The sequence below is a fragment of the Serratia sp. HNCC26DJ244 genome (genome assembly GCF_057180565.1).
Genome location: NZ_JBXUGO010000012.1, coordinates 43,774 through 65,635, shown reverse-complemented (window position 1 = coordinate 65,635; position 21,862 = coordinate 43,774). Strand labels below are relative to the sequence as shown.

Genomic DNA, 21,862 nt, shown 5'->3' with positions numbered 1-21,862 from the left:
AGGTATAGACTTATAAAGTTATAAAGTTACCTGGGTCTCGAGCTAAGCAAGAAGTTTCCCTGCAATCAGCGCTGCACAACGGTTGCTTGGCGCAATAATCACCCCCGCATTCTCAAGTGCCGCCTTGGTTTGCTCATAATTTTGTGGGTCTTCATCCGTTCCACAGATAGATGCAACCAATACTTTGTTCGCTAACTTATCTGCATGACGTTTTAGGATATCGACCACATCATTTGCTGGTGCGTCATGTGCTCCGTAGCCCAATACAACATCAAAAAGAATAACGCCGACGTCATCTTGGTTGATTTGTTCTGCCAGCATTTGCGAACGCAAAGTCGGATCAATCATTGGGTGTGCTCGACCCTGAGTAAACACATCATCCCCCAGGTCAATACAGGCATTTCCCGTTAACTTATAGGGATCTTGCAACTTCAATTTTTTATCGAGAGGGCTGTTAGAGTAAACGCCCCCCAGAGGCTCCTCCAATGCGATAATCGCCTCATAGTTAAGCGTGCCACCACAGAACAAGCCACGAAGGTATTTACCGTTAGAACCTATTTTCGACTTTAAGCCAGAGACTAACGAGTCGATTTCATCTGCCGTCATCAGTGGTGAAAGCGTGGTTTTTTTGGCCAACTGCACGGCTTTTAGCGCGGCTTCTTCCAATGTTGCGACATACTCTAAACGACCAGGATGGCTTTCCGCTGGTTTCCCCCCGAGGAAATTGATGACCACAGGTTTACTGACGTTTTTCTGCAAATAAGAGAGAATTTTGTCGACCACTTCGACTGCTGGCGGTTTAGAAACGAGAACGATGATTTCTGTACTCTCATCCTCATTAAGTGCCTGGATCCCCTGCAGCATGGTAATCCCGCCAATCTCTGCAACCAGATCGCGCCCACCGGTGCCTATTGCATGAGAGATACCCGCCCCTTGCTTATGAATCAGGGTGCTGATCTCCTGCATACCGGTACCACTGGCCCCCACAATGCCGATGTTTCCGCGACGAACCTGATTGGCAAAACAGAGTGCAGCACCATTAATGATCGATGTTCCGCAGTCAGGCCCCATCACCAACAGGTTTTTACTTTGCGCCAATTCTTTCAGTTCTTTTTCGTCGGCAAGTGGCATGTTGTCACTGAATAGCATGACATGCAGGCCAGCATTCAGCGCCTTGCGTGCTTCAACTTTGGCAAAATTGCCTGGTGTAGAGATGATGACCAAATTAGATGTGGGTTGAGCAGTGATTGCGCCTACCAAGGTTTTAGGTTTATAGGCCACACTGTCGCCGGATGAGGTACTGGCGTTTAAAAATCCGTCAAGTTTTGCAATGACCGCATCAAATGCATTCTGATCTTCTGCATTGATGGCAATAATCAAATCTGCTGGCGAGCAGGCTCGCGCGGTTTCACTCAGTAAATTCACCCGCGCTAAAATGTCCTTATTAAGATCGGTGCCCATCACCACACCCGCCTCAATGATCCCCGGCATGCTCTTTACCTGCTGGGTAACCAGCATAAGTTTTACCGAGTCGAAGTATGCCCCCTTTCTGATGATAGCTTCTATCATTTTTCCTCCTAGTGAAATTTTAAGAAATGACCACGATAATGTACTCCATCTTAATTATTTTATTTAAATAGAAAAGTTATTTTTAATTCATTAAAATAGCACAGATGTCATTTTCCCACTGTGCGGGATTTCAACTTCCACTGCATGGGAAAATAAGCTGATTATTAAAAAATGATGGGGTTTTACTGTGAAAGAATTATCGGTTAGAGCACTTGAGCGTGGATTGCAAATATTGTCTTTATTTAATCCAACACAACAGATTTTTTCATTAACCGAAATTTGTGACGCAACAGGGCTGAGTGACTCAACCGTATCACGCTTGCTCATGACCCTGGTTGCTCAAGGTTTTCTTTATAAAGACTCAGATAAAAAATATACACTAGGATTCCAAATCAGCAAGTTGATGGAGTTACAAAACTCAAGAAAGGATCTGCGCCAAATCGTTTATCCCTTCTTGGAAAACATGCGAGACATGTTTGATGAGACCGCCAGTCTGTATATTCCTGCTCATAATAATATGCGAGTATGCATTGAAAGTGTGCAGAGCTGGCAAGCTTTACGCCGGACTGTCGAAACAGGAGAGATTCTGCCCATGACGCAGGGGGCCATCGGTTATGTGTTTCTGGCTTGGCAGCCTTATCCCATCAGGCAAGCAATTCTCGCCGAATATACTGAAATTACCGCTGAACAACTCGCCACAATCCGCCAGGACGGTTTGGCAATTAACGATGGTATTCATGAGCATGGGGTGTTGGCGGTTGCTGCACCGATTTTCAATAACCATGGCCAATGTATTGCCGGGATTGCATTATCCGGGCCAAGTGCCCGTATGGGCCGGACGGCTATTACTGAATTAATTCAAGTAGTAAAATCGAATAGTTATGCTATTTCAAAATTATTGGGGTTCAAAGCCTATCCGGTATCTTAACTATTAAGTTGCTTGGGTGATAAACACCCAAGCCAAAAATAGATTTTCAAATGGAAGTTAATGTATGAAAAATAGAATCACTTTGATCACTGGTGGCGATCGCGGTATTGGTCGAGCCACAGCGCTATGCTTAGCCAGTAAGGGTCATAAAGTTTGCATTGGCTACCATACGCGAGAAGCCTGCGCACAAGAGGTTATTGAAAGGATTCGCTATCTCGGTGGGGAAGCCATTGCCGTTCAGGCTGATATTTCCCAAGAAGAACAGGTGGTCGAGCTATTTTTACAAATTGATAAAGCATTTGGCCCCATTTCCGGGTTAGTGAATAATGCCGCAATATTGATGCCCCAGGCATCAATTGAACAATTAGATGCCCAGCGGCTGGCAACACTATTCGCCACGAATGTCACTGGCAGTTTTATCTGCGCACGCGAAGCGGTTAAACGTATGGCGTGGCGTCATGGTGGCCAAGGCGGTGCCATTGTTAACGTATCATCGGCGGCAGCCCGACTAGGCTCCCCCCATGAATATGTCGATTATGCCGCTTCAAAAGGGGCCATTGATACCTTAACCATTGGTTTGTCTTTGGAAGTGGCAGCCCAAGGTATTCGCGTTAATGCCGTTCGCCCCGGTTTCATTTATACCGAAATGCACGCGGATGGCGGTGAAGCAACCAGAGTTGACCGAGTAAAAGAGAGTTTACCGATGAAACGCGGTGGTCAACCTGACGAGGTGGCTCAAGCGATATCATGGTTATTGTCTGATGAGGCATCATACGTAACAGGTAGTTTTATCGACTTGGCTGGGGGGAAATAGGAATACAGAAAATTTAAAGTTTGCCACTCGCCTATTTGGTAGCGAAGAAATTAACGAAGAAAACAGCGTAGCGTGAAATTCAGATGCTCTGCGCACTGCATAATATTGGGGTGATTCTCCTCGACCACATGATCTCAGTCATAGCCAGACGCTGCTATGTGGTGAGTTCGCTCGGCCGACTGTGCTCAAAAAGCGCTATCTTTAAATCTTTAGCCATGGAACTCCATGACACGGTTAATAGCAAGTTGCAGGTTCTTATCGTCAAAAAGTCGCATCTTACGGTTAGCCCAGCGTTCCCCCGCCGGCCACTGGCCCAGCCCCTCTTTAACGGAATTCAGCGTCGGCTGGCACTCTCCTCGGGTAAGCAACCAGTCAACAGTTGCCAACAACTCCAGACCAAACGGGGATTCAAAGCCGTCAATCAACTGGCTGACCTGCTCAAGCGCCGGTAACCATTCTTTGGCCTCGTTGTTTAGCCAGAGGTTGACGTGCTCTTTTTCCCGATCGTTAAACCAGATCACGTCCAGCGGCTGGCTGTCTGGGATGCGTTTCTCGGCTTTCAGATAGGTGCCATCCAGTGCATTAAGTAGGTGGTTTAGGTTGGGAGCAAAGGGGCCATAATAGTGCGCCTCAAACTGCAGTTTTAGTACATCTTCCATCTGGTGCTGTTCAATGGCGCGTTGTAATAACCATGCCAGCTTCTGAATTTCCAGCAGGCTGCACTCCATACCCAATACCCAGTAGCGGCGCACCAATTCAGCGATCATCGCTCTGGCGGGAGTGAGTTTTTTTACACCGATACTCTTGGTGACGTTCTGGTATTTTTCAGTGGGCTCGTATATCAGAATGTCAACACCTTGAAGGTCACCCAACGCAGATTCAATAAGCGCCCGTACATCCAGCCAGTTCAGGCCGCCATTGCCCGCACCCAGTGGGGGAATAGCGATGGACTGCACTTTCTCTTCGAGCAAAAAACGGCGCAGGTCCTGTAAACCGTCTTCAATCCACTCCATGCGGGAGCCGGCGCGCCAGTGCTGTTTGGTAGGGAAGTTAACAATCCAGCGCGGCCCTATGAGATCACCATTTTCGGTAATAAACATTTTGCCAGTCATTACCTGCTGTTGTTTGCAAGCAAGAGCATAGGCTTTCATATTGTCAGGAAAACGCTCTTTGAACATCAGCGCGATTCCTTTACCCATGACACCGACGGTATTAACCGTATTCACCAATGCTTCCACTGGCGCATCCAGTAAATTACCTTGTGTAAATGTGATCATGAGAAGTACCACCCGGCCCGCGCGTGAACAGGCATTGTTAGATTACGTTGCGACAGCCATTGCTCTAATTGTAACCTGACGATGTCGTTGTAACAAATCATCCCCCCCAGCAATGTGATGGGACAGTGTTGCCAGATCAATGCTTCAGCCTGATAGCGTTCAAACTTGGCGGGATCGTCTGGATCGCGACGGAAGTCCCGCCCCTGTAATATCGGCCAGTCGATCTGGTTCAGGTCGTCCAGACTGGTGTAGTAGTTAACCCAGTTATAGTAGGCGTGACTGTCGGTAAACACGAAGGGGACGTTTTGCGCCGCCACGTCCCGCAGACCGCTGACTAGAATGACGATTTCTTCATTGGGGCGTTGCTTAATGCCACCACGCCCACTGTTAATGTTCATCAGCATCGGCGAGAAGGGGGTAAAGTAAAATGGCACATAGTCATGCAGAGTTCCCCTCATCCCGGCAGGCACTGGATGCCCAGCGCGTTTGCCGATAAGCTCCGGGTTGCCGATATTGATCCAGTTTTCTGCCTGCACCGGGCTGTTGCCGCAGTGCAGGCCATTGTCCAGTATCCATGGGATATTGTCCCGATGAACAATGCGCCAGATCAAAGCTTTTCCTGGGTTGAGGCTGGCACTGTAGTCATAAGCCATAGATTTCCCTTTCATATTAGGCGGGTTTTCCCGGTTAACAACGCCTACCTCATCCCCTGTTTAGTGGGTGTGTTTCTTCAGACATGGATGCAATGTATGGATTTTCTTGTCCATATCGGAGAGGATTTTTGCTGAATTCGGTGCCGAGATTCTGGCTCAGACTGGTTACCTTCGCAAAAGGCTTTTGCCGTAATGTGCTCCAGTTCGTCAGCATATGTACAGCAAGCAAGAATAACCAGAACCAATAGCCAACGAAATAGTTAAAACCTATAAAAGCAAAAAACCCCAAGCTCATTAAAAGCTTGGGGTCAGAATATGGCGGAGGAGCAGAGATTCGAACTCTGGAACGGTTTCCCGTCGACGGTTTTCAAGACCGTTGCCTTCAGCCACTCGGCCACCCCTCCGCAACGAAGCGAACTATAAACAGAGCTGATCCACTTGTAAAGCCTGAAACCACTCAAATAGACGAAAAACTCGCTTTTAGTCAGTGATTGCTGGAGAAGTCACCAACCATTGCTGATTACTTACTCTATGATTACTTTAGGGTAAAGATTAGTAAACAATCTATGATCAACGGATAACACTGACTATCATTATGTACAATTTTGTGATGACCTGATAAGAGAGATCATTATGGACCGTATTGTCGTCTCATCCTCCTCGCGCGACTCGCTGCTAAGCACGCATAAAGTTCTGCGTAACACCTATTTCCTACTGTCACTGACCCTGGCTTTTTCAGCGCTGACCGCCACCGCCAGTACCATGCTGGGCTTGCCTGCTCCTGGGCTGATACTCATGCTGGCTGGTTTTTATGGCTTGATGTTCCTGACCCATAAATTGGCCAATAGCCCTGCGGGTATTGTTGCTGCTTTCGCCTTTACTGGTTTTATGGGCTATGCCCTTGGGCCGATTCTGAGTTCGTTCCTCAATGCAGGTGCCGGCGACCTGATTATGGTGGCACTCGGTGGTACAGCACTGGTTTTCTTCTGCTGTTCAGCCTATGTACTGACGACACGTAAAGATATGTCGTTCCTGTCTGGTATGTTGATGGCTGGCTTTGTGGTGTTACTGGTAGCGGTTATCGCTAACCTGTTCCTGCAAATTCCTGCCCTGCAATTGGCAATCAGCGCCCTGTTTATTCTGTTCTCTGCTGGTGCCATGCTGTGGGAAACCAGTAACATTATCCATGGTGGCGAAACCAACTATATTCGCGCAACAGTAAGCCTGTATGTGTCGTTGTATAACATGTTTATCAGCCTGTTGAGCATCCTCGGTTTTGCACGCAGCAACTGATCACCATCAGCGACTTCTCTAAGCCCCTATATGGGGCTTTATTTTTGCCTGCGCAAAAGTTTGCTAAACTGGTGGCCGCGATAAATTATCCCTAGCTGAGGCATTATGTTGGTGTTTGAAGGTCAGGCTATTGAAACTGACGCCCAAGGTTATCTAAAGAATAGCGCTGACTGGCATGAAGGGCTTGCTCCTCTGCTGGCGGCACAGGAAGAGATTGAACTCAGCGAAGCACACTGGGAAGTGGTGTGGTTTGTACGTGATTTCTACCAGCAATTCAATACCTCACCCGCCATTCGTATGTTGGTAAAAGCCATGGCGCAAAAATATGGCGAAGAGAAAGGCAGCAGTCGTTATCTTTATCGCCTGTTCCCAAAGGGGCCAGCCAAACAGGCAACCAAAATTGCCGGGTTGCCTAAACCGGTAAAATGCATCTAAACGCTAATAGCGGATGCCAAACCCCTTATATTCAGTTACCCCTCGCGGCTCCACCAGCACACGTTCTATCCGGGCGCTGCGGGGGCCACCATTTTCTAACCAGGCTATTAGATGATCAACCGCCTCTCTATCACCACAGGCGAGGACTTCTACACTACCATCGTCAAGATTACGCGCGTAACCCGTGAGTCCTAAAGCGGTGGCTTGGTGCTGGGTGTGATAGCGAAATCCCACCCCTTGTACAACCCCGTAGATATAAGCAGCGATACAAACTTGTGGCATGACCGGCTCCTACTCAATGTCTTCTATTTATCGTCTGGCTATTATTTATGCCAGTTAACCCCTTTCCCTACCATGAAAACATTTAGAAAAATGCAGGGCTACTGTGACGTCAAAAATGCTTGCCGCTAGAGGCGGCCCTCTCAGCATAGCCGACTATGTAGCTGACGATTTTTAGATTTTTATGCCCATACTCGAATTATTTAGAGTATGGGCATAATTGCAGTTAAAATAGAAGATAGTAGGCTATCGCAGGATTATTGCTGTTATATGCGCTTAATCCCCAGTTACTTGCTGTATGGCCGCCATCAACCAAAGGGGATTTTATGAAAATCATAGTCTGTGCGGTTTTAGCCATGCTGCTTACGGGGTGTGCCTCGGTGGGGGTATCGGCTTCTGGTGGTAGTGGCGGTAGTTCGGCCACCATTGGTGTCGGTTCCGGTGTCCGTTTTTAGCCCTTCTCATCTTTCGTGCTGTTGACGATATTGATTGACTTTATCATCAGGTTCCGTCAGTGGTAGTTAATCTATCTATTTGAAAAATTTAATTTAAAGAGCAAAAAATTATGCGCCTGTATCTTGCCAAAGGACGTGAAAAATCCTTACTTCGCCACCACCCGTGGATTTTCTCAGGCGCTGTTGAGCGTGTTGAAGGCAAACCGCTTTCTGGTGAAACCATCGACATCTGCGATCACCAAGGAAAGTGGCTGGCTCGGGGGGCCTATTCACCGCAATCGCAAATCCGTGCTCGTATCTGGAGTTTTCAACCGGATGAAACCATCGACTTGGCGTTCTTTGTTCGCCGCTTGCAACAAGCGCAACATTGGCGTGATTGGTTGGCCCAACGTGATGGGCTGGACAGTTATCGCCTGATTGCCGGTGAGTCTGACGGGATGCCAGGGATAACCATTGATCGCTTCCAAAACTTTCTGGTTTTGCAGTTACTTTCCGCCGGAGCAGAATACCAGCGAGCCACTCTCATCTCTGCGCTACAGCATTGCTACCCGGACTGTGCCATCTATGATCGTTCAGATGTTGCCGTGCGTAAGAAAGAAGGCTTGCCACTGGCACAAGGCCCTATCTTGGGTGAGCTCCCCCCTGCTCTGCTGCCGATTACTGAACATGGCCTTAAGCTATTGGTTGATATTCAGCAAGGCCACAAAACGGGTTTTTATCTTGACCAACGTGACAGTCGTTTAGCGGCACGCCACTATTCTTCTGGTCGCCGTGTACTGAACTGCTTTTCTTATACCGGCGCATTTGCTGTTGCTGCGCTGATGGGGGGTTGTAAGCAAGTCATTAGTGTCGATACCTCACAGGCGGCACTGGATATTGCCCAGCAGAACGTCGAACTGAACCAATTGGATCTCAACAAAGCCCTGTTTATACGTGATGATGTCTTTCAACTGCTGCGTAATTACCGTGCGCAAGGCGAAAAATTTGATCTGATCATCATGGACCCACCTAAATTTGTGGAAAACAAAAATCAGTTGGCGGGTGCTTGCCGTGGTTATAAAGATATCAATATGTTAGCACTACAGCTGTTAAACCCAGGCGGGATCCTGCTCAGCTTCTCTTGCTCTGGCCTGATGCCAACAGACTTGTTCCAGAAAATTTTGGCTGACGCCGCTCTAGATGCCGGATGTGATATACAATTTATAGAGCAGTTCCGACAAGCTGCAGATCACCCAGTGATTGCGACCTATCCTGAAGGGTTATACCTAAAAGGGTTTGCTTGCCGGGTGATGTGACTTGAAATACGTTGTTTTGCCCTTATGTATAACTTATGAGTTTTGAGTTGTGCCAGGTGTTCTCCGCTTTGTATGCTACAAGGCGGCGACCGGCAGTTTGAATTATCATAGGTATAAAATGCAAAACATTGTTCCTCAGGGGGCCATCATGATTGCCAGCAAATTTGGTATCGGACAGCAGGTTCGTCATAAACTGCTGGGGTATTTAGGTGTCGTTATTGATATCGACCCCCAATACTCGCTAGAACAACCCAAAGCAGACGAGATCGCTGCTAATGATGAGTTACGTTTTGCCCCTTGGTATCACGTCGTAATGGAAGATGAAGAAGGGATGCCCGTTCATACCTATCTGGCAGAGGTGCAATTGGCCGGTGAAGAGCAAGATGCCCACCCAGAGCAACCGTCATTAGACGAGTTGGCGGCATCCATTCGCAGTCAATTACTGGCACCGCGATTACGCAACTAAATACTAAAACCTGAGATACAAACGTAAGGGCTTAATGATGTTAAGCCCTTATTATTTGTTCAATCAATGTTCCAGACCTAAACGGGGGATCTCGATTTTCGGGCAACGATCCATAATCACTTTTATTCCCGCCGCTCTTGCCAGTACCGCGGCCTGTTCGTTGATCACCCCAATCTGTAACCATAACACCTTGGTACCAATGGCAATTGCGTCTTGCGCCACACCGTAAGCCGCTTCCCCATTACGGAACACATCTACCATATCAACAGGATAGGGAATATCCGCCAAGGTGGCATAAACTTGTTGACCCAGTAATATTTGCCCAGCCAATTTTGGGCTCACTGGCGTAATTTGATAACCCTGAGCCTGCAGATAAGCCATCACATGGTAGCTTGGGCGGCTTGGGTTATCACTGGCCCCGACCAACGCAATGGTCTTTACTTGTTTCAGTACATCTGCAATTTCTTGATCTTGCATGTTTAGCTCCTGGTACTTTGATAAGAATGCTGTCCATTCAGTGTAACCGAAGGAACTGTAACTGCTAAAATTTGTTGTATCCCGTTCATGCAAGGGCGGTGGTGCTTGCTACGCACAGATACTCGACTTTTCCTGAGCCTCCCCCTGTTTATTTTCGTTTTGCCCCGGTTAATGCTAGGCAGTGAAATACAGTTTCAGTAATCTGTGGAAAACCATCTGATTTGCCAAGGAAACCAACATGGAACAAACCACTCGCACACTCGCTGTATGCAAGCATATTGCGCTGGTTGCACACGATCATTGCAAACATGCCTTACTGAAATGGGTTGAAGACCACCAAGCTCAACTCATGCAACATAAACTTTATGCCACCGGTACCACCGGCGGTCTGATCCAGCGTGCCAGCGGTATTCCAGTGCAAAGCATGTTGAGTGGCCCAATGGGGGGAGACCAACAAGTTGGTGCACTGATTTCCGAAGGCAAGATTGATATTTTGATCTTTTTCTGGGATCCGCTCAATGCAGTACCCCACGACCCTGATGTAAAAGCCTTGCTGCGCTTGGCAACAGTCTGGAACATTCCGGTAGCCACCAACCGCTCAACTGCTGACTTTCTTATTGACTCATCCTTCTTTAATAGCAAAGTCGATATCGCCATACCGGATTATGATAAGTACCTCGCAGCACGCCTGCAGAAATAGGCCAATCACCATTCAAGCTGCAGTTCCTGCAGCTTGAATTTATCTGGTCACTGGACGCTCATTTAAGGTTTTCGCTGTACCGGTACACCGATATCCTGTAGCTGCTCAACAAATACTGAAGGGTTAGCGGGATCTTGCATTAACCAAACCTGGTGCCTGGCACGGGTCAACGCGACATACAGCAAACGCCGCTCTTCCGCCTCAGGGAAATTCTCAGGTTGCGGTAATAATACCGCTTCAAGAATAGATTCACGCGCCGCCGCCGGGAAACCATCATAACCATCACAGAGACCGGTAATGATTACGTAGTCTGCCTGCTGCCCTTTGCTGGCATGGATAGTCATAAACTCAATATTCAATTTGGGCCAGCGTGTCGCCGCTTTTTGCAAGACCTCAGGTTTGAGATGGTGATAACGGGCCAACAGCAAAATACGCGCATCGGGTGGCGCATAACCACTGAGTTTGTCCAATAAGGCTTCCAGTTGTTCCTGCGGCAGAATAACCACCGACTTTTTATTCCCTTTACTCAGGCTATTCAGCGTTTTTTTCAATTGATAAGGATTCTGCTGAACAAAGGTGTTGGCAACGTCTCCGATGCGGTCATTAAAGCGATAGCTGGTATCTAACGCGCATTGCGTTCCCTCACCAAAGTTCTCTGCAAAGGCGGTGGTTAACGACAACTCAGCACCACTGAAACGATAAATCGCTTGCCAATCGTCACCTACGGCAAACAAACTGGTGCACTTATTCTGCTTGCGCAACGCCGCCAACAATTGCGCACGTTGTGGCGAAATATCCTGAAACTCATCCACCAGAATATGCTTCCAGGGGGTGATAAAGCGCCCCTTTTCCAGAATATTCACCGCCTGATGGATCAACCCGGGGAAATCCACCGCACCTTCATCTTTTAAGGCGGTTTTCCATGCTTTGAGTAATGGCGCCATCAATCGGATGCGTTTGGTAAAGAGATCACGGCTCTCTTCATCCGCCTGCTCAATCATTTCCGCTTGGCTACCCCCATGGGTACGCATCAGCCCGACCCAACGTTCCAAACGGCTACCCAGGCGATCCGCTAAATGTGTGTCGTGCCAAAAATCCCCCTCGGGGATTTCCCACTCCAATTCTTCACTTAACCACTGACGCCAACCCTTTGCCTGCGCTTTTTTGTCGCTGCATTGTTGCTGCCAGTTTTTTATCAGCAGCGCACGACGCGCATGGGTATCGCTCTCGAGTTGACTGATCTTGGGGGCTTTACGGCTCCCCTGCTGAATAATCTGCAATGCCAATGCATGGAAAGTTTTAGCCTGAACAGCCACACTCCCTAACCGTTGCGCAATCCGCTCGTTCATCTCTTCAGCTGCTTTACGCCCGAATGCCAGCATCAAAATCTGTTCCGGTTCAGCCTCTTGCCTGAGCAGCAACCACCCCACCCGAGCAACCAATACCGAGGTTTTACCGCTGCCCGCCCCCGCAAGCACCAACACCGCATCTTCCCCATTCACAACCGCCCGGCGTTGTGACTCATTCAACGGGGATGTTTCAATAGTCTGGAAAAAATCTTGATGGGTGACCAGCATACGTTCGCTCCAGCGCAGATTGCGCTGTTCCACTTTGCGCCGCCCCTGCTGTAACCATTGCTGACACCGGTGATAGTTGTCGCGACAGAGTTCAAATTCCTCAAGACGCACCACTGGCATCGGTAACGCACTAAACGCCTGACGGATCTGCTGTTGCAATTTGCCTAATTCGGCCAGCTTGAACCACTTATCCTGTTGTTCAATATGCTGGATATGATCAACCTGTTCCTGCAATACGCTTGCGCAGATCTCACTCATCTCAACACTCCATTGCTGCCAGGAATGCTGTAAATGATGATAAAAACGCTGGGTTTCCTGCCATTCAGTCCCATGCAGGCGAACGACTTTTTCATCTGGTAGTTCAAACTCCAACTCACCCCAGACGATGCCCCGCTTACAGCGAACCTGTATTAACTGGTTAAAGGGAATAAGGTATTCATGCTTGTCCCCACTTACCTCAACACCAGCATGCAACAACCGCACTCGGTTGTATGGGTGCTGTGCCAGGTGTTTACCCAGCGATGTCGCTTTGAGTTCCATATGCTGATGCCGTGATTATGTTGAGATTAATATCACCAGTTTACCTGCGATAAGCCATGACACTCTAGTGTTAAAAAAAGTAGAATGCCTCTCTAAATATACGCAGATTTAGGTTACTTGCAGCCAGAAGAGCATCAGGCCCCCTGGAATCTGGCTGGCAGCAGGTATTTCCGCATTTTTATCGCACCATCATTAGAGGAAAATGACGATTATGCGTACTGTATTGAATATTCTTAACTTTGTCTTGGGTGGTGTCTTCACCACGCTAGGTTGGCTCATTGCCACCTTTTGCACCATTATTCTGATCTTTACCCTGCCATTGACCCGCTCTTGTTGGGAGATCACCAAAATTTCCTTCTTGCCGTTTGGCAACGAGGTGATCAGTGTTGATGAGTTATACCCAGAAAAACGTAACATTCTGCTGGCCTCAGGGGGGACGTTATTAAATATTGTCTGGTTTGTCCTGTTCGGCTGGTGGCTCTGTTTGTTACACATTGCGGCGGGTATCACGCAGTGCTTGACCATTATTGGCATTCCTATTGGGATCACTAATTTCAAGATTGCTGCCATCGCGCTTTGGCCGGTAGGTCGTCGTGTGGTTTCTGTTGAGATGGCACAAGTCGTACGTTCAGAAAATGCCCGCCGTCAGTATCATCAGCGCTAATTATCGCTCGCCGTTCAGGAGCTTATTGTGCTCGCTTTAGCACTGGCAATTCGCCGTTATATCTATAACAGCAACCTGCTTTATAATCTGCGCATTTTTATTGCGTTGGCAGGTGCTTCCGCCGTTCCTTGGTGGTTGGGCAGCCCGAAGCTGACCATTCCTCTCACTTTGGGGGTGGTCGCTGCCGCGTTAACGGACCTGGATGATCGGCTGGCAGGGCGGCTGCGTAATCTGTTGATTACGCTGTTGTGCTTTTTTCTTGCTTCAGCATCAATCGAATTACTCTTCCCTTATCCCTGGTGGTTCGCTCTGGGGTTAATCACCTCAACCTGTGCTTTTATTCTGCTGGGTGCCTTGGGGCAACGTTATGCCACCATCGCCTTTGGTGCGTTGTTAATTTCTATCTATACCATGCTCGGCACATCAATGTATGACACCTGGTATCAGCAACCTGTTCTGCTGCTTATCGGTGCCATCGGGTATAACGTGCTGGCTCTGCTGGGGCATTTACTTTTTCCCATCAAACCATTACAGGAAAACCTGGCCCGCTGTTATCAACAGTTGGCGAACTATTTAGATGCCAAAGCCAACCTGTTTGATCCCGATGGCGAATACCGTGACGAACGCCCTTGGTTAGAGGTTGCCATGGCCAACAGCACGCTGGTGGCGATGCTTAACCAGACCAAAACGTCGCTACTTACCCGGCTGAAGGGTGACCGAGGTCAGCGAGGTACCCGCCGAACGCTGCACTATTATTTTGTGGCGCAAGATATTCATGAACGTGCCAGTTCTTCCCACGTACATTATCAGGCGCTGAGTGAACAATTCCGCCACAGCGATATTCTGTTCCGCTTTCAACGTCTATTGACCATGCAGGCCCGCGCATGCCAGCAATTGGCGCAATCAATACTGTTGAAGCAAAAGTACCTGCATAATCCGCGTTTTGAACCGACGTTTAACCGTATAGAAGAAGCCTTGCTCCGGGTTACCGTGACACCAGAAAACAGTGACTTACTTCAGGCGCTTTCGCACCTGCTGAAGAATTTGCGCGCTATCGACGCACAATTGGCCAATATAGAATCAGAACAGAGCCAGCTCCGCCGACCAACAGAAGAAGATACGCTATCGGATGAGCAAATTACCGGATGGAGTGATATTCGCTTGCGTATCAGCCGCCACCTGACACCACAATCCGCCCTTTTTCGCCATGCCGTGCGTATGTCCTTGGTTTTATGTGTGGGTTACGCATTGATTCAAATTACCGGTATGCAGCACGGTTACTGGATCCTGCTGACTTGCTTATTCGTTTGCCAACCCAACTACAATGCCACCCGTAGGCGTCTAGCGTTACGCATCGTCGGTACACTTGCTGGTATTTTGCTCAGCTTGCCGATCCTCTATTTTGTTCCTTCCCTTGAAGGGCAAATGATGTTGATTGTCATCTCTGGCGTTCTGTTCTTCGCATTCCGCACCGTACAATATGCCCACGCCACGATGTTTATCACCCTGTTAGTCTTGCTCTGTTTTAATCTGCTGGGAGAAGGATTCGAGGTCATGGCCCCACGGGTCTATGATACGTTGCTGGGCTGCGCCATCGCCTGGGCAGCAGTGAGCTTTATCTGGCCTGACTGGAAGTTCCGTCAATTATCGTCCATCGTTCGTAACACACTGAACAGCGATTGCCGTTATCTGGATGCTATTTTGGTGCAATACTATCAAGGCAGAGATAATAGCTTGCCCTATCGCATTGCCCGCCGGGATGCCCATAATAGTGATGCAGAGCTGGCTTCAGTGGTATCCAACATGTCAGCCGCCCCGAAAACAGACAAAGATATTCAGGAAGCCGCATTCCGCCTCTTGTGCTTAAACCACACGCTGCTGAGTTATATTTCTGCCTTGGGCGCACATCGCGATCGCCTTGATAATAGTACTGTACTTGATTTGCTCAATGATGCCGTCTGTTATGTCGATAGTGCATTACACCATACGGAACAAGACCACCCGCGTCTGACACAAGCATTAAAAAACCTCTCTGGGCGTATTGAAATGCTGGTTACCGCACCAGAGAGCAAGGAACACTTGGTGTTGCAACAAATTGGTTTGGTTCTTGAGTTGCTGCCTGAATTAACACGGCTCAGCGCACAAATCGGCAAAGAGAATTAATTATTAACCGCTTGAATATAGGCTCTTCTACCCCATTGCGCTTCAAGACAGGAAGCCGCCGCAGTTTCCTCGAACCAGGTGGTTAATGTTGCACGCTGTACGTTGGGCAAAGCAGCATGATGGTATCCAGACATCGCGCCAGCCAGTGCCAGTAGCACTTTCACCCCCAGGTTTTTATGCCGTTGTTGCAATTGTAAGTAAGTCCGCTTTGCGCCCAGCAAGCGTAAGTCATAGCTACTTTGTATGCCCACTTGCCAAAGTAAGCGTTCCATTGCCGCATCAATATTCGGCAAATCTTTTAACCGCCCTTTACTCCGTCTTTTTACTTTTATCTCTTTACGAGACTCATGTAATGCCTGGCTGGCCAGGATCAACAGTTCGCGGCAATCAGCCCATAACCTGTCATCGACTCGATAATAACGCATCGTCATCGGTGCTCCGCGTTTTAAATACGTCATGTTCACCATTCCACGTGCACGGAAAGCCGGCTCCAGCGTTTCTGTCGCACGCAAGTACAACTCCCCTTCTGCAATAACCGCAAACATCGTGCCATCAGCAAGTAATCCGTAACCACCAAATTGCGAACGTGTCGTAATTTTCCCCAAGGCAGCAAAGCAGATTTTTGCCTGTACTATTCTTTTTGCGGATCTTCCATTCATTAAGTCCTCCTTTAATAAGTAAGCAATATTACCCAGTCCCATTCACTCGACAGAGGCATCTGCGGCGAGTTGAATGACCCGGATATCACATTCACTGTTGAAATAAACGTAACCGGAACAACTAATTAAAGAAAATACGCATTATCACGACAGGTGCCAATCATAAAATGCAGTAGTGCGTGGAATGATCTCAATTATGCGATGCGTTACGAAAATTTGTGTTGATCTTCTGTGTTTACATCTATACTGTATATAAACACAGTAATGGTGCAGGGGAATATACAATGCGTACTCAATCACTTAATCAAAGCCACTTCAGCCAAGTCCCTTTGCCTGCAGGTCAAACTGTTGCAAACGCCAAGGATGACAAAAAAAATGGCCTTATCAGTGAGCTGGTCTACAGTGAGCAGCAATCCGTTGTCACCCAGTTACTGGTGCCGTTGCTGCAGCAGCTAGGTCAGCAATCACGTTGGTTATTGTGGCTCACCCCACAGCAAAAGCTCAGTAAATCCTGGCTTCAGCAGGCTGAGTTACCGGTCAGTAAGGTGGTACAACTGAGTCAGATTTCGCCACTCGCCACTGTTGATGCCATGGAGAAAGCGTTACTGACTGGAAATTACAGTGTCGTTCTAGGTTGGTTGCCTGAATTAACTGAACAAGACCGTATAAAATTAAGCCGGGCAGCAGAATTGGGGAATAGTTACGGGTTTATTATGCGCCCACAACGCGATACTAATTCCCCCCACCGGCACCATTCCACTCTAAAAATTCACTCGCCTTTATACCATTAAGTCATTTTAAGACTTTTCTTGCATTCTCTCCCTGGGAATAATTACCCAGGGAATTGGTGTGCAAAATGTGATCAGATGCACTTTTGCAATAAGTAATTCGACAAAATAAGCCCTATTCTTCCTTGAATGTGTTAAGAAATGTGTCTAATCCAATATTTTTTAGAGCATCAGCACATCACGCTTGTAACTTTCGCGCCAAGTTGTAAACTTTACTCTGCTAAGATTGTTATACAACGCCAGTAATACTGGTAAAATAACAAATGAGTGCTAGAATCTTGGCGCAGGAATTTTAAACCAAAGGCATAACATAGCGTTAAGCTCATTGCCTATTTGGATGATAACGAGGCGTAAAAAATGAAAAAGACAGCTATCGCATTAGCAGTGGCACTGGCTGGTTTCGCTACCGTAGCGCAAGCCGCACCAAAAGATAACACCTGGTACACCGGTGCTAAACTGGGTTGGTCCCAGTACCACGACACTGGTTTCGTTGATGGGGCTATAGGTAACGGCCCTACTCGCGATTCTCAACTGGGTGCTGGTGCGTTTTTCGGCTACCAAGCTAACCAGTATATGGGTTTTGAAATGGGTTACGACTGGCTTGGTCGCATGGCTTATAAAGGCAATGTGAACAACGGTGCGTTAAAAGCCCAAGGCGTTCAACTGACCACTAAACTGAGCTATCCGATCATGAACGATCTGGATATCTATACCCGTCTGGGTGGTATGGTTTGGCGTGTAGACTCCACCGCTTACTTCGGTGGTAATATCAATGAGCGCGTATCTGGTGATGATACCGGTGTTTCTCCACTGGCAGCCATCGGCTTTGAGTATGCTCTGAATCAGAACTGGGCTACTCGTCTGGATTATCAATGGACCAGCAACATCGGTGATGCACAAACCGTTGGTGCACGTCCAGACAATGGTCAGCTGAGTGTTGGCGTAGCTTACCGTTTTGGTCAGGATACAGTGGCTCCAGTTGTTGCTCCAGCACCAACTCCAGCTCCTACCGTTGAAACCAAGAAGTTCACTCTGACTTCTGACGTTCTGTTTGCTTTCGGTAAATCAACGCTGAAACCAGAAGGTCAACAAGCTCTGGATCAACTGTACAGCCAGCTGAGCTCACTGGATCCAAAAGATGGTTCTGTTGTTGTTGTCGGCTTCACTGACGTAGTAGGTTCTGCTGAATCTAACCTGCGTCTGTCTGAGAACCGTGCCCAGAGTGTTGTCAGCTACCTGATCTCTAAAGGTATCCCAGCAGACAAGATCACTGCACGTGGTATGGGTGAAGCTAACCCAATTACTGGTGACAAGTGTGGCTACCGTTCTGGCCGTGCTACCCCAGCACAAATCGCTTGCCTGGCTCCAGATCGTCGTGTAGAGATCGAAGTGAAAGGCATTAAAGAAGTGGTAGCTCAGCCTCAGGGCTAAGTGTCAACTTCTGATAAAAAACCCTGCTCTGCAGGGTTTTTTTTTCTGATTTTAATTCAGATTTTTCATTTCTAACCGACTTAGCCGTTATCCTTACCCAAGATCGCTTTTAAATCTTGTTTCAATAGTGACATGTGGCTAGCATATTTATCTTTGTGTTCAGCATCTTCAATCAATTGAACAATGGTTTCAGACAAAGTAAGCTCTCGGCGCTGCGCCAGAGCGGCCAACCGCTGCCAGACCAGAAACTCCAGATCAATAGACTTTTTACGTGTATGCTGATGTTCTGAATTAAAATGGCGCTTACGCCGAGCACGAATAGTTTGCTGCATCCGGTTAGTTAACGCCAGATTCATATGCTCATTAATCCATGCCAGTACTTTTACAGGTTCATTTTCCAGTTTCAGCAATTCAGCAATGGCTTGTTGAGCAGCGCTGATTTCAAGGTAGCGCGTGATCAATTCACCTTCACGGTGCTTTTTCACCAGATATTTCCATTTCCAACCGCTCTCCAGATTTTCCAATTGCTGATATTTCATGGTGAACTCTTCTGTGACCGTGTAACTTTAGTAAGCATAACAGTTTTATAGCACTTTTCCCCGGCCAATAAACTCTTTTTAGCCGTTTTTTTAGACAGTCACCTCGCAATATCAAATTCCTCACACTCAGCCATGACTGAGCATGTATCAAGCTGACATATTCTTGTATAATCCCTTATTCACTTATTATTTGACGATTACATCTAACACTTTGACCATTAACCGACTTGAATGGCAATCTCTGTTGCCTAGTGCTGCGCCTTACCAGGCTATCTTTGACTCAGCTGCTCAATTGGCCCCTGTCGCCTTTGCTGCTATCCAGCCTCGTCTGGAAAATTCGCTGGCTCTATTTCTGCACCCTCAATCTCAGCCATGTTTTATGCTGTTAAAAGCGCAAGAAACCCATGAGCATCTTGCGCTAATCGCCAAAGTAACAAAACAGCTGCAACCTCCGCATATGATTAAAGGCAGCCGCTATGTGATTGCAGGAGGTAAAGCCAACATTGAAACTGCAGTTAATGATGATGAACCTTTTGCCGCCCATGGCGACTGCATTTTTCAGCAATGGATTGAGCCTGAACAGTTGTTTGGTTGTGTCAGAATTTATAACGGTGAAATCAGCTTACAGCCAGGTTTAATTCACCAGGCTAACGGTGGGGTGTTGATCCTGTCAGCACGGGCTTTGTTAGCACAACCGCTAATGTGGCTACGTCTAAAACAGATGATCATTCAGCGCCAATTTCAGTGGTTTGCTGCGGATGAAACCCGGCCATTACCGATTTATATCCCCCCCATGCCATTGGCGTTACGCCTGATTATCGTCGGTGATCGCCATAGTCTGGCTGATTTTGACGATATGGAACCCGAGTTATGTGAACAGGCTGTCTACGGTGAGTATGAAGACGATCTGCAACTTACCGAACCCGATGATATGGCGCAATGGTGTGGTTACATCAATAGTATTATTGCCGACCAACAGTTACCTCCGTTGGCTGCTGATGCCTGGTACCCACTAATGGTTCAAGCGGTTCGCTATTCTGGTGATCAGGGTAATTTACCCCTCTCCCCATTATGGATTAGTCAGTTGCTTTCTGAAGCGAAACTCTACACTCAGGAACAGCAGATCACGGCTAACACGTTGGAAGTAGCACAGAATGCCCGAGAGTGGCGTGAAAGCTATCTTGCCGAGCGAATGCATGACGATATTGAACTGGGTCAAATCATTATCGATACTGAAGGTGAGGTCATCGGTCAGATCAATGGCCTGTCGGTACTGGATTATCCAGGGCATCCTCGGAGTATGGGTGAACCATCACGCATCAGTTGTGTTGTCCACTTGGGCGATGGTGAGTTTACCGACGTTGAACGTAAAGCCGAACTAGGGGGCAATCTGCATGCTAAAGGCATGATGATCATGCAGGCTTTTCTGGTTTCTGAGCTGGCACTGGATCAACCACTCCCCTTTTCAGCGTCAATCGTTTTTGAACAATCTTATGGTGAAGTTGATGGTGACAGCGCATCGTTAGCTGAGCTTTGTGCGCTGATCAGCGCCCTGTCACAGCAACCTCTGACACAACAGATTGCAGTAACCGGCTCTGTGGATCAATTTGGCAATGTGCAGCCCATTGGTGGTATCAATGAGAAGATCGAAGGTTTCTTCGAAGTCTGTCTGCGCCGAGGCCTGACGGGACAACAAGGCGTCATTTTGCCCATATGCAACGTGCGTCATCTTTGTCTACGAGCAGACGTTATCGAAGCGGTGCGTAATGAACAATTTCATTTATGGGCGGTCGACAATGCAGGTCAAGCGCTACACTTATTAACAGGATATCCCTATAGCGATGAGCAGCAACCGAGTTTACTGGCGGCTATCCAAGAGCGCATTGCACAGGTGAATTCACATGAACGACGTCAATGGCCATGGCCGTTACGTTGGCTTAACTGGTTTAACCACGGCTGATCGGAGTTGTTCAGCGTACACGTGTAAGCTAATCTGCATCCTTCATTAATATAAGGCTGACTGAGAACATGGTAGATAAACGCGAGTCCTATACAAAAGAAGACCTTGAAGCATCAGGTCGTGGTGAGTTGTTCGGTGCGGGTGGTCCGCCGTTGCCAGCAGGTAATATGTTGATGATGGACCGCGTAATTAAAATGACCGAGGACGGCGGTAGTCATAACAAAGGTTATGTTGAAGCTGAACTGGATATTAATCCTGACTTGTGGTTCTTTGGCTGCCACTTTATTGGTGATCCAGTAATGCCTGGCTGCTTGGGTCTGGATGCCATGTGGCAACTGGTAGGCTTCTATCTGGGTTGGCTCGGTGGTAAAGGTAAAGGCCGTGCATTAGGCGTAGGTGAAGTGAAATTTGCTGGTCAAATCCTGCCAACCGCCAAGAAAGTCACCTATCGCATCAACTTCAAACGCGTTATCACCCGTAAATTGATTATGGGTGTAGCGGATGGTGAAGTGCTGGTTGATGGCAAGGTGATCTATACAGCTAACGACTTGAAAGTGGGCTTGTTTAAAGATACTGAAGCTTTCTAAACAGAAACCTCCGCCTAAGGCGGAGGTTGTTCTTTCTTACAGAGAGCCGCTTAAGCGGTCACAGCCCTGTCTTCCATAGCTTGTCGCCACCCTCCCAGCCAATTAGCCCGAGCGTCTAAAGATTGATAGGGGCAATGCTCCCTTGAGCGCCCGACAATACCTGCTTGATAACCTCTCGATTGAGCCCGCTCCAGACGATCTCTTTTCTGTCTTTTCATGCCTCGTTTCCCTCATTTTTACACTGCTGGAAAGAAAACACATGCCTGTATAAAATACAGTCACATTTAAGAAATAGCGCTATTTTGCTGGAAGG

At 47.8% G+C, this 21,862-nt stretch carries 23 protein-coding genes, 1 tRNA gene and 1 pseudogene; 14 read left to right on the top strand and 11 right to left on the bottom strand.

Translation table 11 applies throughout. The features are described from left to right. Positions 1 to 42: 42 nt before the first annotated feature. Positions 43 to 1,569 (bottom strand): acyl-CoA synthetase FdrA, encoded by a 1,527-nt coding sequence (gene fdrA, locus AC2A06_RS11455; protein WP_484380334.1) that lies wholly within the window; start codon positions 1,567 to 1,569, stop codon positions 43 to 45. Positions 1,570 to 1,756: 187 nt separating this feature from the next. Between fdrA and AC2A06_RS11450 the strand changes: the two genes are divergently transcribed. Together AC2A06_RS11450 and AC2A06_RS11445 are read left to right on the top strand one after the other, a co-directional pair. Further along, complete coding sequence (locus AC2A06_RS11450) at positions 1,757 to 2,497, top strand: IclR family transcriptional regulator (protein ID WP_484380333.1); 741 nt, start codon at positions 1,757 to 1,759, stop codon at positions 2,495 to 2,497. A 64-nt stretch (positions 2,498 to 2,561) separates the two neighbouring features. Then, the gene (locus AC2A06_RS11445) at positions 2,562 to 3,311 is read left to right on the top strand and encodes an SDR family oxidoreductase (protein WP_484380332.1); all 750 of its coding nucleotides are present in this window, start codon (positions 2,562 to 2,564) and stop codon (positions 3,309 to 3,311) included. Positions 3,312 to 3,520: 209 nt separating this feature from the next. Here the strand turns inward: AC2A06_RS11445 and darG are convergent, their stop codons facing one another. The 4 genes and pseudogenes from darG to AC2A06_RS11425 form a co-directional block, all read right to left on the bottom strand. Next, a complete protein-coding gene (gene darG / locus AC2A06_RS11440; protein ID WP_484380331.1) occupies positions 3,521 to 4,588 on the bottom strand; it encodes a type II toxin-antitoxin system antitoxin DNA ADP-ribosyl glycohydrolase DarG in 1,068 nt (355 codons plus the stop codon). Then, positions 4,585 to 5,241, bottom strand: a complete 657-nt coding sequence (gene darT / locus AC2A06_RS11435) for a type II toxin-antitoxin system toxin DNA ADP-ribosyl transferase DarT (protein WP_484380385.1) — start codon at positions 5,239 to 5,241, stop codon at positions 4,585 to 4,587. The genes darG and darT overlap by 4 nt, the downstream gene beginning before the upstream one ends. A gap of 49 nt (positions 5,242 to 5,290) precedes the next feature. Further along, positions 5,291 to 5,456 (bottom strand): annotated as a pseudogene (locus tag AC2A06_RS11430) (HTH-like domain-containing protein); the annotation flags it as partial. Between the two features lie 101 nt (positions 5,457 to 5,557). Continuing rightward, positions 5,558 to 5,645: transfer RNA gene (locus AC2A06_RS11425), tRNA-Ser, on the bottom strand. 229 nt (positions 5,646 to 5,874) lie between these two features. Here AC2A06_RS11425 and yccA point away from each other — a divergent pair. After that, positions 5,875 to 6,534, top strand: a complete 660-nt coding sequence (yccA, locus tag AC2A06_RS11420; protein WP_023490456.1) for an FtsH protease modulator YccA — start codon at positions 5,875 to 5,877, stop codon at positions 6,532 to 6,534. A gap of 105 nt (positions 6,535 to 6,639) precedes the next feature. After that, the gene (gene tusE, locus AC2A06_RS11415) at positions 6,640 to 6,969 is read left to right on the top strand and encodes a sulfurtransferase TusE (protein WP_023490457.1); all 330 of its coding nucleotides are present in this window, start codon (positions 6,640 to 6,642) and stop codon (positions 6,967 to 6,969) included. Positions 6,970 to 6,972: 3 nt separating this feature from the next. Here the strand turns inward: tusE and yccX are convergent, their stop codons facing one another. Continuing rightward, positions 6,973 to 7,251, bottom strand: a complete 279-nt coding sequence (gene yccX / locus AC2A06_RS11410) for an acylphosphatase (RefSeq protein ID WP_023490458.1) — start codon at positions 7,249 to 7,251, stop codon at positions 6,973 to 6,975. A gap of 323 nt (positions 7,252 to 7,574) precedes the next feature. On the opposite strand from yccX, the gene AC2A06_RS11405 reads away from it, so the two are divergent. The 3 genes from AC2A06_RS11405 (at position 7,575) to hspQ (ending at position 9,464) form a co-directional block, all read left to right on the top strand. Next, positions 7,575 to 7,703: a hypothetical protein gene (locus AC2A06_RS11405; protein WP_255351358.1), complete on the top strand. Its 129-nt coding sequence runs from the start codon at positions 7,575 to 7,577 to the stop codon at positions 7,701 to 7,703. 110 nt (positions 7,704 to 7,813) lie between these two features. Next, positions 7,814 to 8,998, top strand: a complete 1,185-nt coding sequence (rlmI, locus tag AC2A06_RS11400; RefSeq protein ID WP_484380330.1) for a 23S rRNA (cytosine(1962)-C(5))-methyltransferase RlmI — start codon at positions 7,814 to 7,816, stop codon at positions 8,996 to 8,998. 148 nt (positions 8,999 to 9,146) lie between these two features. Beyond that, positions 9,147 to 9,464, top strand: a complete 318-nt coding sequence (gene hspQ / locus AC2A06_RS11395) for a heat shock protein HspQ (protein WP_037385159.1) — start codon at positions 9,147 to 9,149, stop codon at positions 9,462 to 9,464. A 63-nt stretch (positions 9,465 to 9,527) separates the two neighbouring features. On the opposite strand, the gene AC2A06_RS11390 is transcribed toward hspQ, so the two are convergent. After that, complete coding sequence (locus tag AC2A06_RS11390) at positions 9,528 to 9,941, bottom strand: CoA-binding protein (protein WP_023490462.1); 414 nt, start codon at positions 9,939 to 9,941, stop codon at positions 9,528 to 9,530. Between the two features lie 238 nt (positions 9,942 to 10,179). Here AC2A06_RS11390 and AC2A06_RS11385 point away from each other — a divergent pair, with 238 nt between their 5' ends. Continuing rightward, entirely contained in the window at positions 10,180 to 10,641 is a 462-nt protein-coding gene (locus AC2A06_RS11385; RefSeq protein ID WP_023490463.1) for a methylglyoxal synthase, read from the top strand. A gap of 62 nt (positions 10,642 to 10,703) precedes the next feature. Here the strand turns inward: AC2A06_RS11385 and helD are convergent, their stop codons facing one another. Beyond that, positions 10,704 to 12,758, bottom strand: a complete 2,055-nt coding sequence (gene helD, locus AC2A06_RS11380; protein WP_484380329.1) for a DNA helicase IV — start codon at positions 12,756 to 12,758, stop codon at positions 10,704 to 10,706. A gap of 211 nt (positions 12,759 to 12,969) precedes the next feature. Between helD and AC2A06_RS11375 the strand changes: the two genes are divergently transcribed. Together AC2A06_RS11375 and yccS are read left to right on the top strand one after the other, a co-directional pair. Continuing rightward, entirely contained in the window at positions 12,970 to 13,422 is a 453-nt protein-coding gene (locus AC2A06_RS11375) for a YccF domain-containing protein (protein WP_484380328.1), read from the top strand. 27 nt (positions 13,423 to 13,449) lie between these two features. Beyond that, entirely contained in the window at positions 13,450 to 15,585 is a 2,136-nt protein-coding gene (gene yccS / locus AC2A06_RS11370; RefSeq protein ID WP_484380327.1) for a YccS family putative transporter, read from the top strand. Here yccS and AC2A06_RS11365 read toward each other — a convergent pair. Beyond that, on the bottom strand, positions 15,582 to 16,244 hold the full coding sequence (locus AC2A06_RS11365) for a TfoX/Sxy family protein (protein WP_484380326.1): 663 nt from the start codon (positions 16,242 to 16,244) through the stop codon (positions 15,582 to 15,584). The genes yccS and AC2A06_RS11365 overlap by 4 nt on opposite strands. 284 nt (positions 16,245 to 16,528) lie before the next feature. Here AC2A06_RS11365 and sulA point away from each other — a divergent pair, with 284 nt between their 5' ends. Together sulA and ompA are read left to right on the top strand one after the other, a co-directional pair. After that, complete coding sequence (sulA, locus tag AC2A06_RS11360; protein ID WP_473197480.1) at positions 16,529 to 17,035, top strand: SOS-induced cell division inhibitor SulA; 507 nt, start codon at positions 16,529 to 16,531, stop codon at positions 17,033 to 17,035. A 354-nt stretch (positions 17,036 to 17,389) separates the two neighbouring features. After that, a complete protein-coding gene (ompA, locus tag AC2A06_RS11355) occupies positions 17,390 to 18,463 on the top strand; it encodes a porin OmpA (RefSeq protein WP_484380325.1) in 1,074 nt (357 codons plus the stop codon). Positions 18,464 to 18,543: 80 nt separating this feature from the next. Here ompA and matP read toward each other — a convergent pair whose 3' ends face one another. Beyond that, positions 18,544 to 19,002, bottom strand: coding sequence for a macrodomain Ter protein MatP (matP, locus tag AC2A06_RS11350; RefSeq protein WP_484380324.1), 459 nt, complete (start codon positions 19,000 to 19,002; stop codon positions 18,544 to 18,546). Between the two features lie 211 nt (positions 19,003 to 19,213). Here matP and AC2A06_RS11345 point away from each other — a divergent pair, with 211 nt between their 5' ends. Then, on the top strand, positions 19,214 to 20,962 hold the full coding sequence (locus AC2A06_RS11345) for an AAA family ATPase (RefSeq protein WP_484380384.1): 1,749 nt from the start codon (positions 19,214 to 19,216) through the stop codon (positions 20,960 to 20,962). A gap of 68 nt (positions 20,963 to 21,030) precedes the next feature. Further along, positions 21,031 to 21,549 carry a bifunctional 3-hydroxydecanoyl-ACP dehydratase/trans-2-decenoyl-ACP isomerase gene (gene fabA / locus AC2A06_RS11340; RefSeq protein ID WP_023490472.1) on the top strand — a complete coding sequence of 173 codons (519 nt, stop codon included), beginning with the start codon at positions 21,031 to 21,033 and terminating at the stop codon, positions 21,547 to 21,549. Positions 21,550 to 21,599: 50 nt separating this feature from the next. On the opposite strand, the gene rmf is transcribed toward fabA, so the two are convergent. After that, entirely contained in the window at positions 21,600 to 21,767 is a 168-nt protein-coding gene (gene rmf / locus AC2A06_RS11335) for a ribosome modulation factor (protein ID WP_023490473.1), read from the bottom strand. Positions 21,768 to 21,862: the final 95 nt, after the last annotated feature.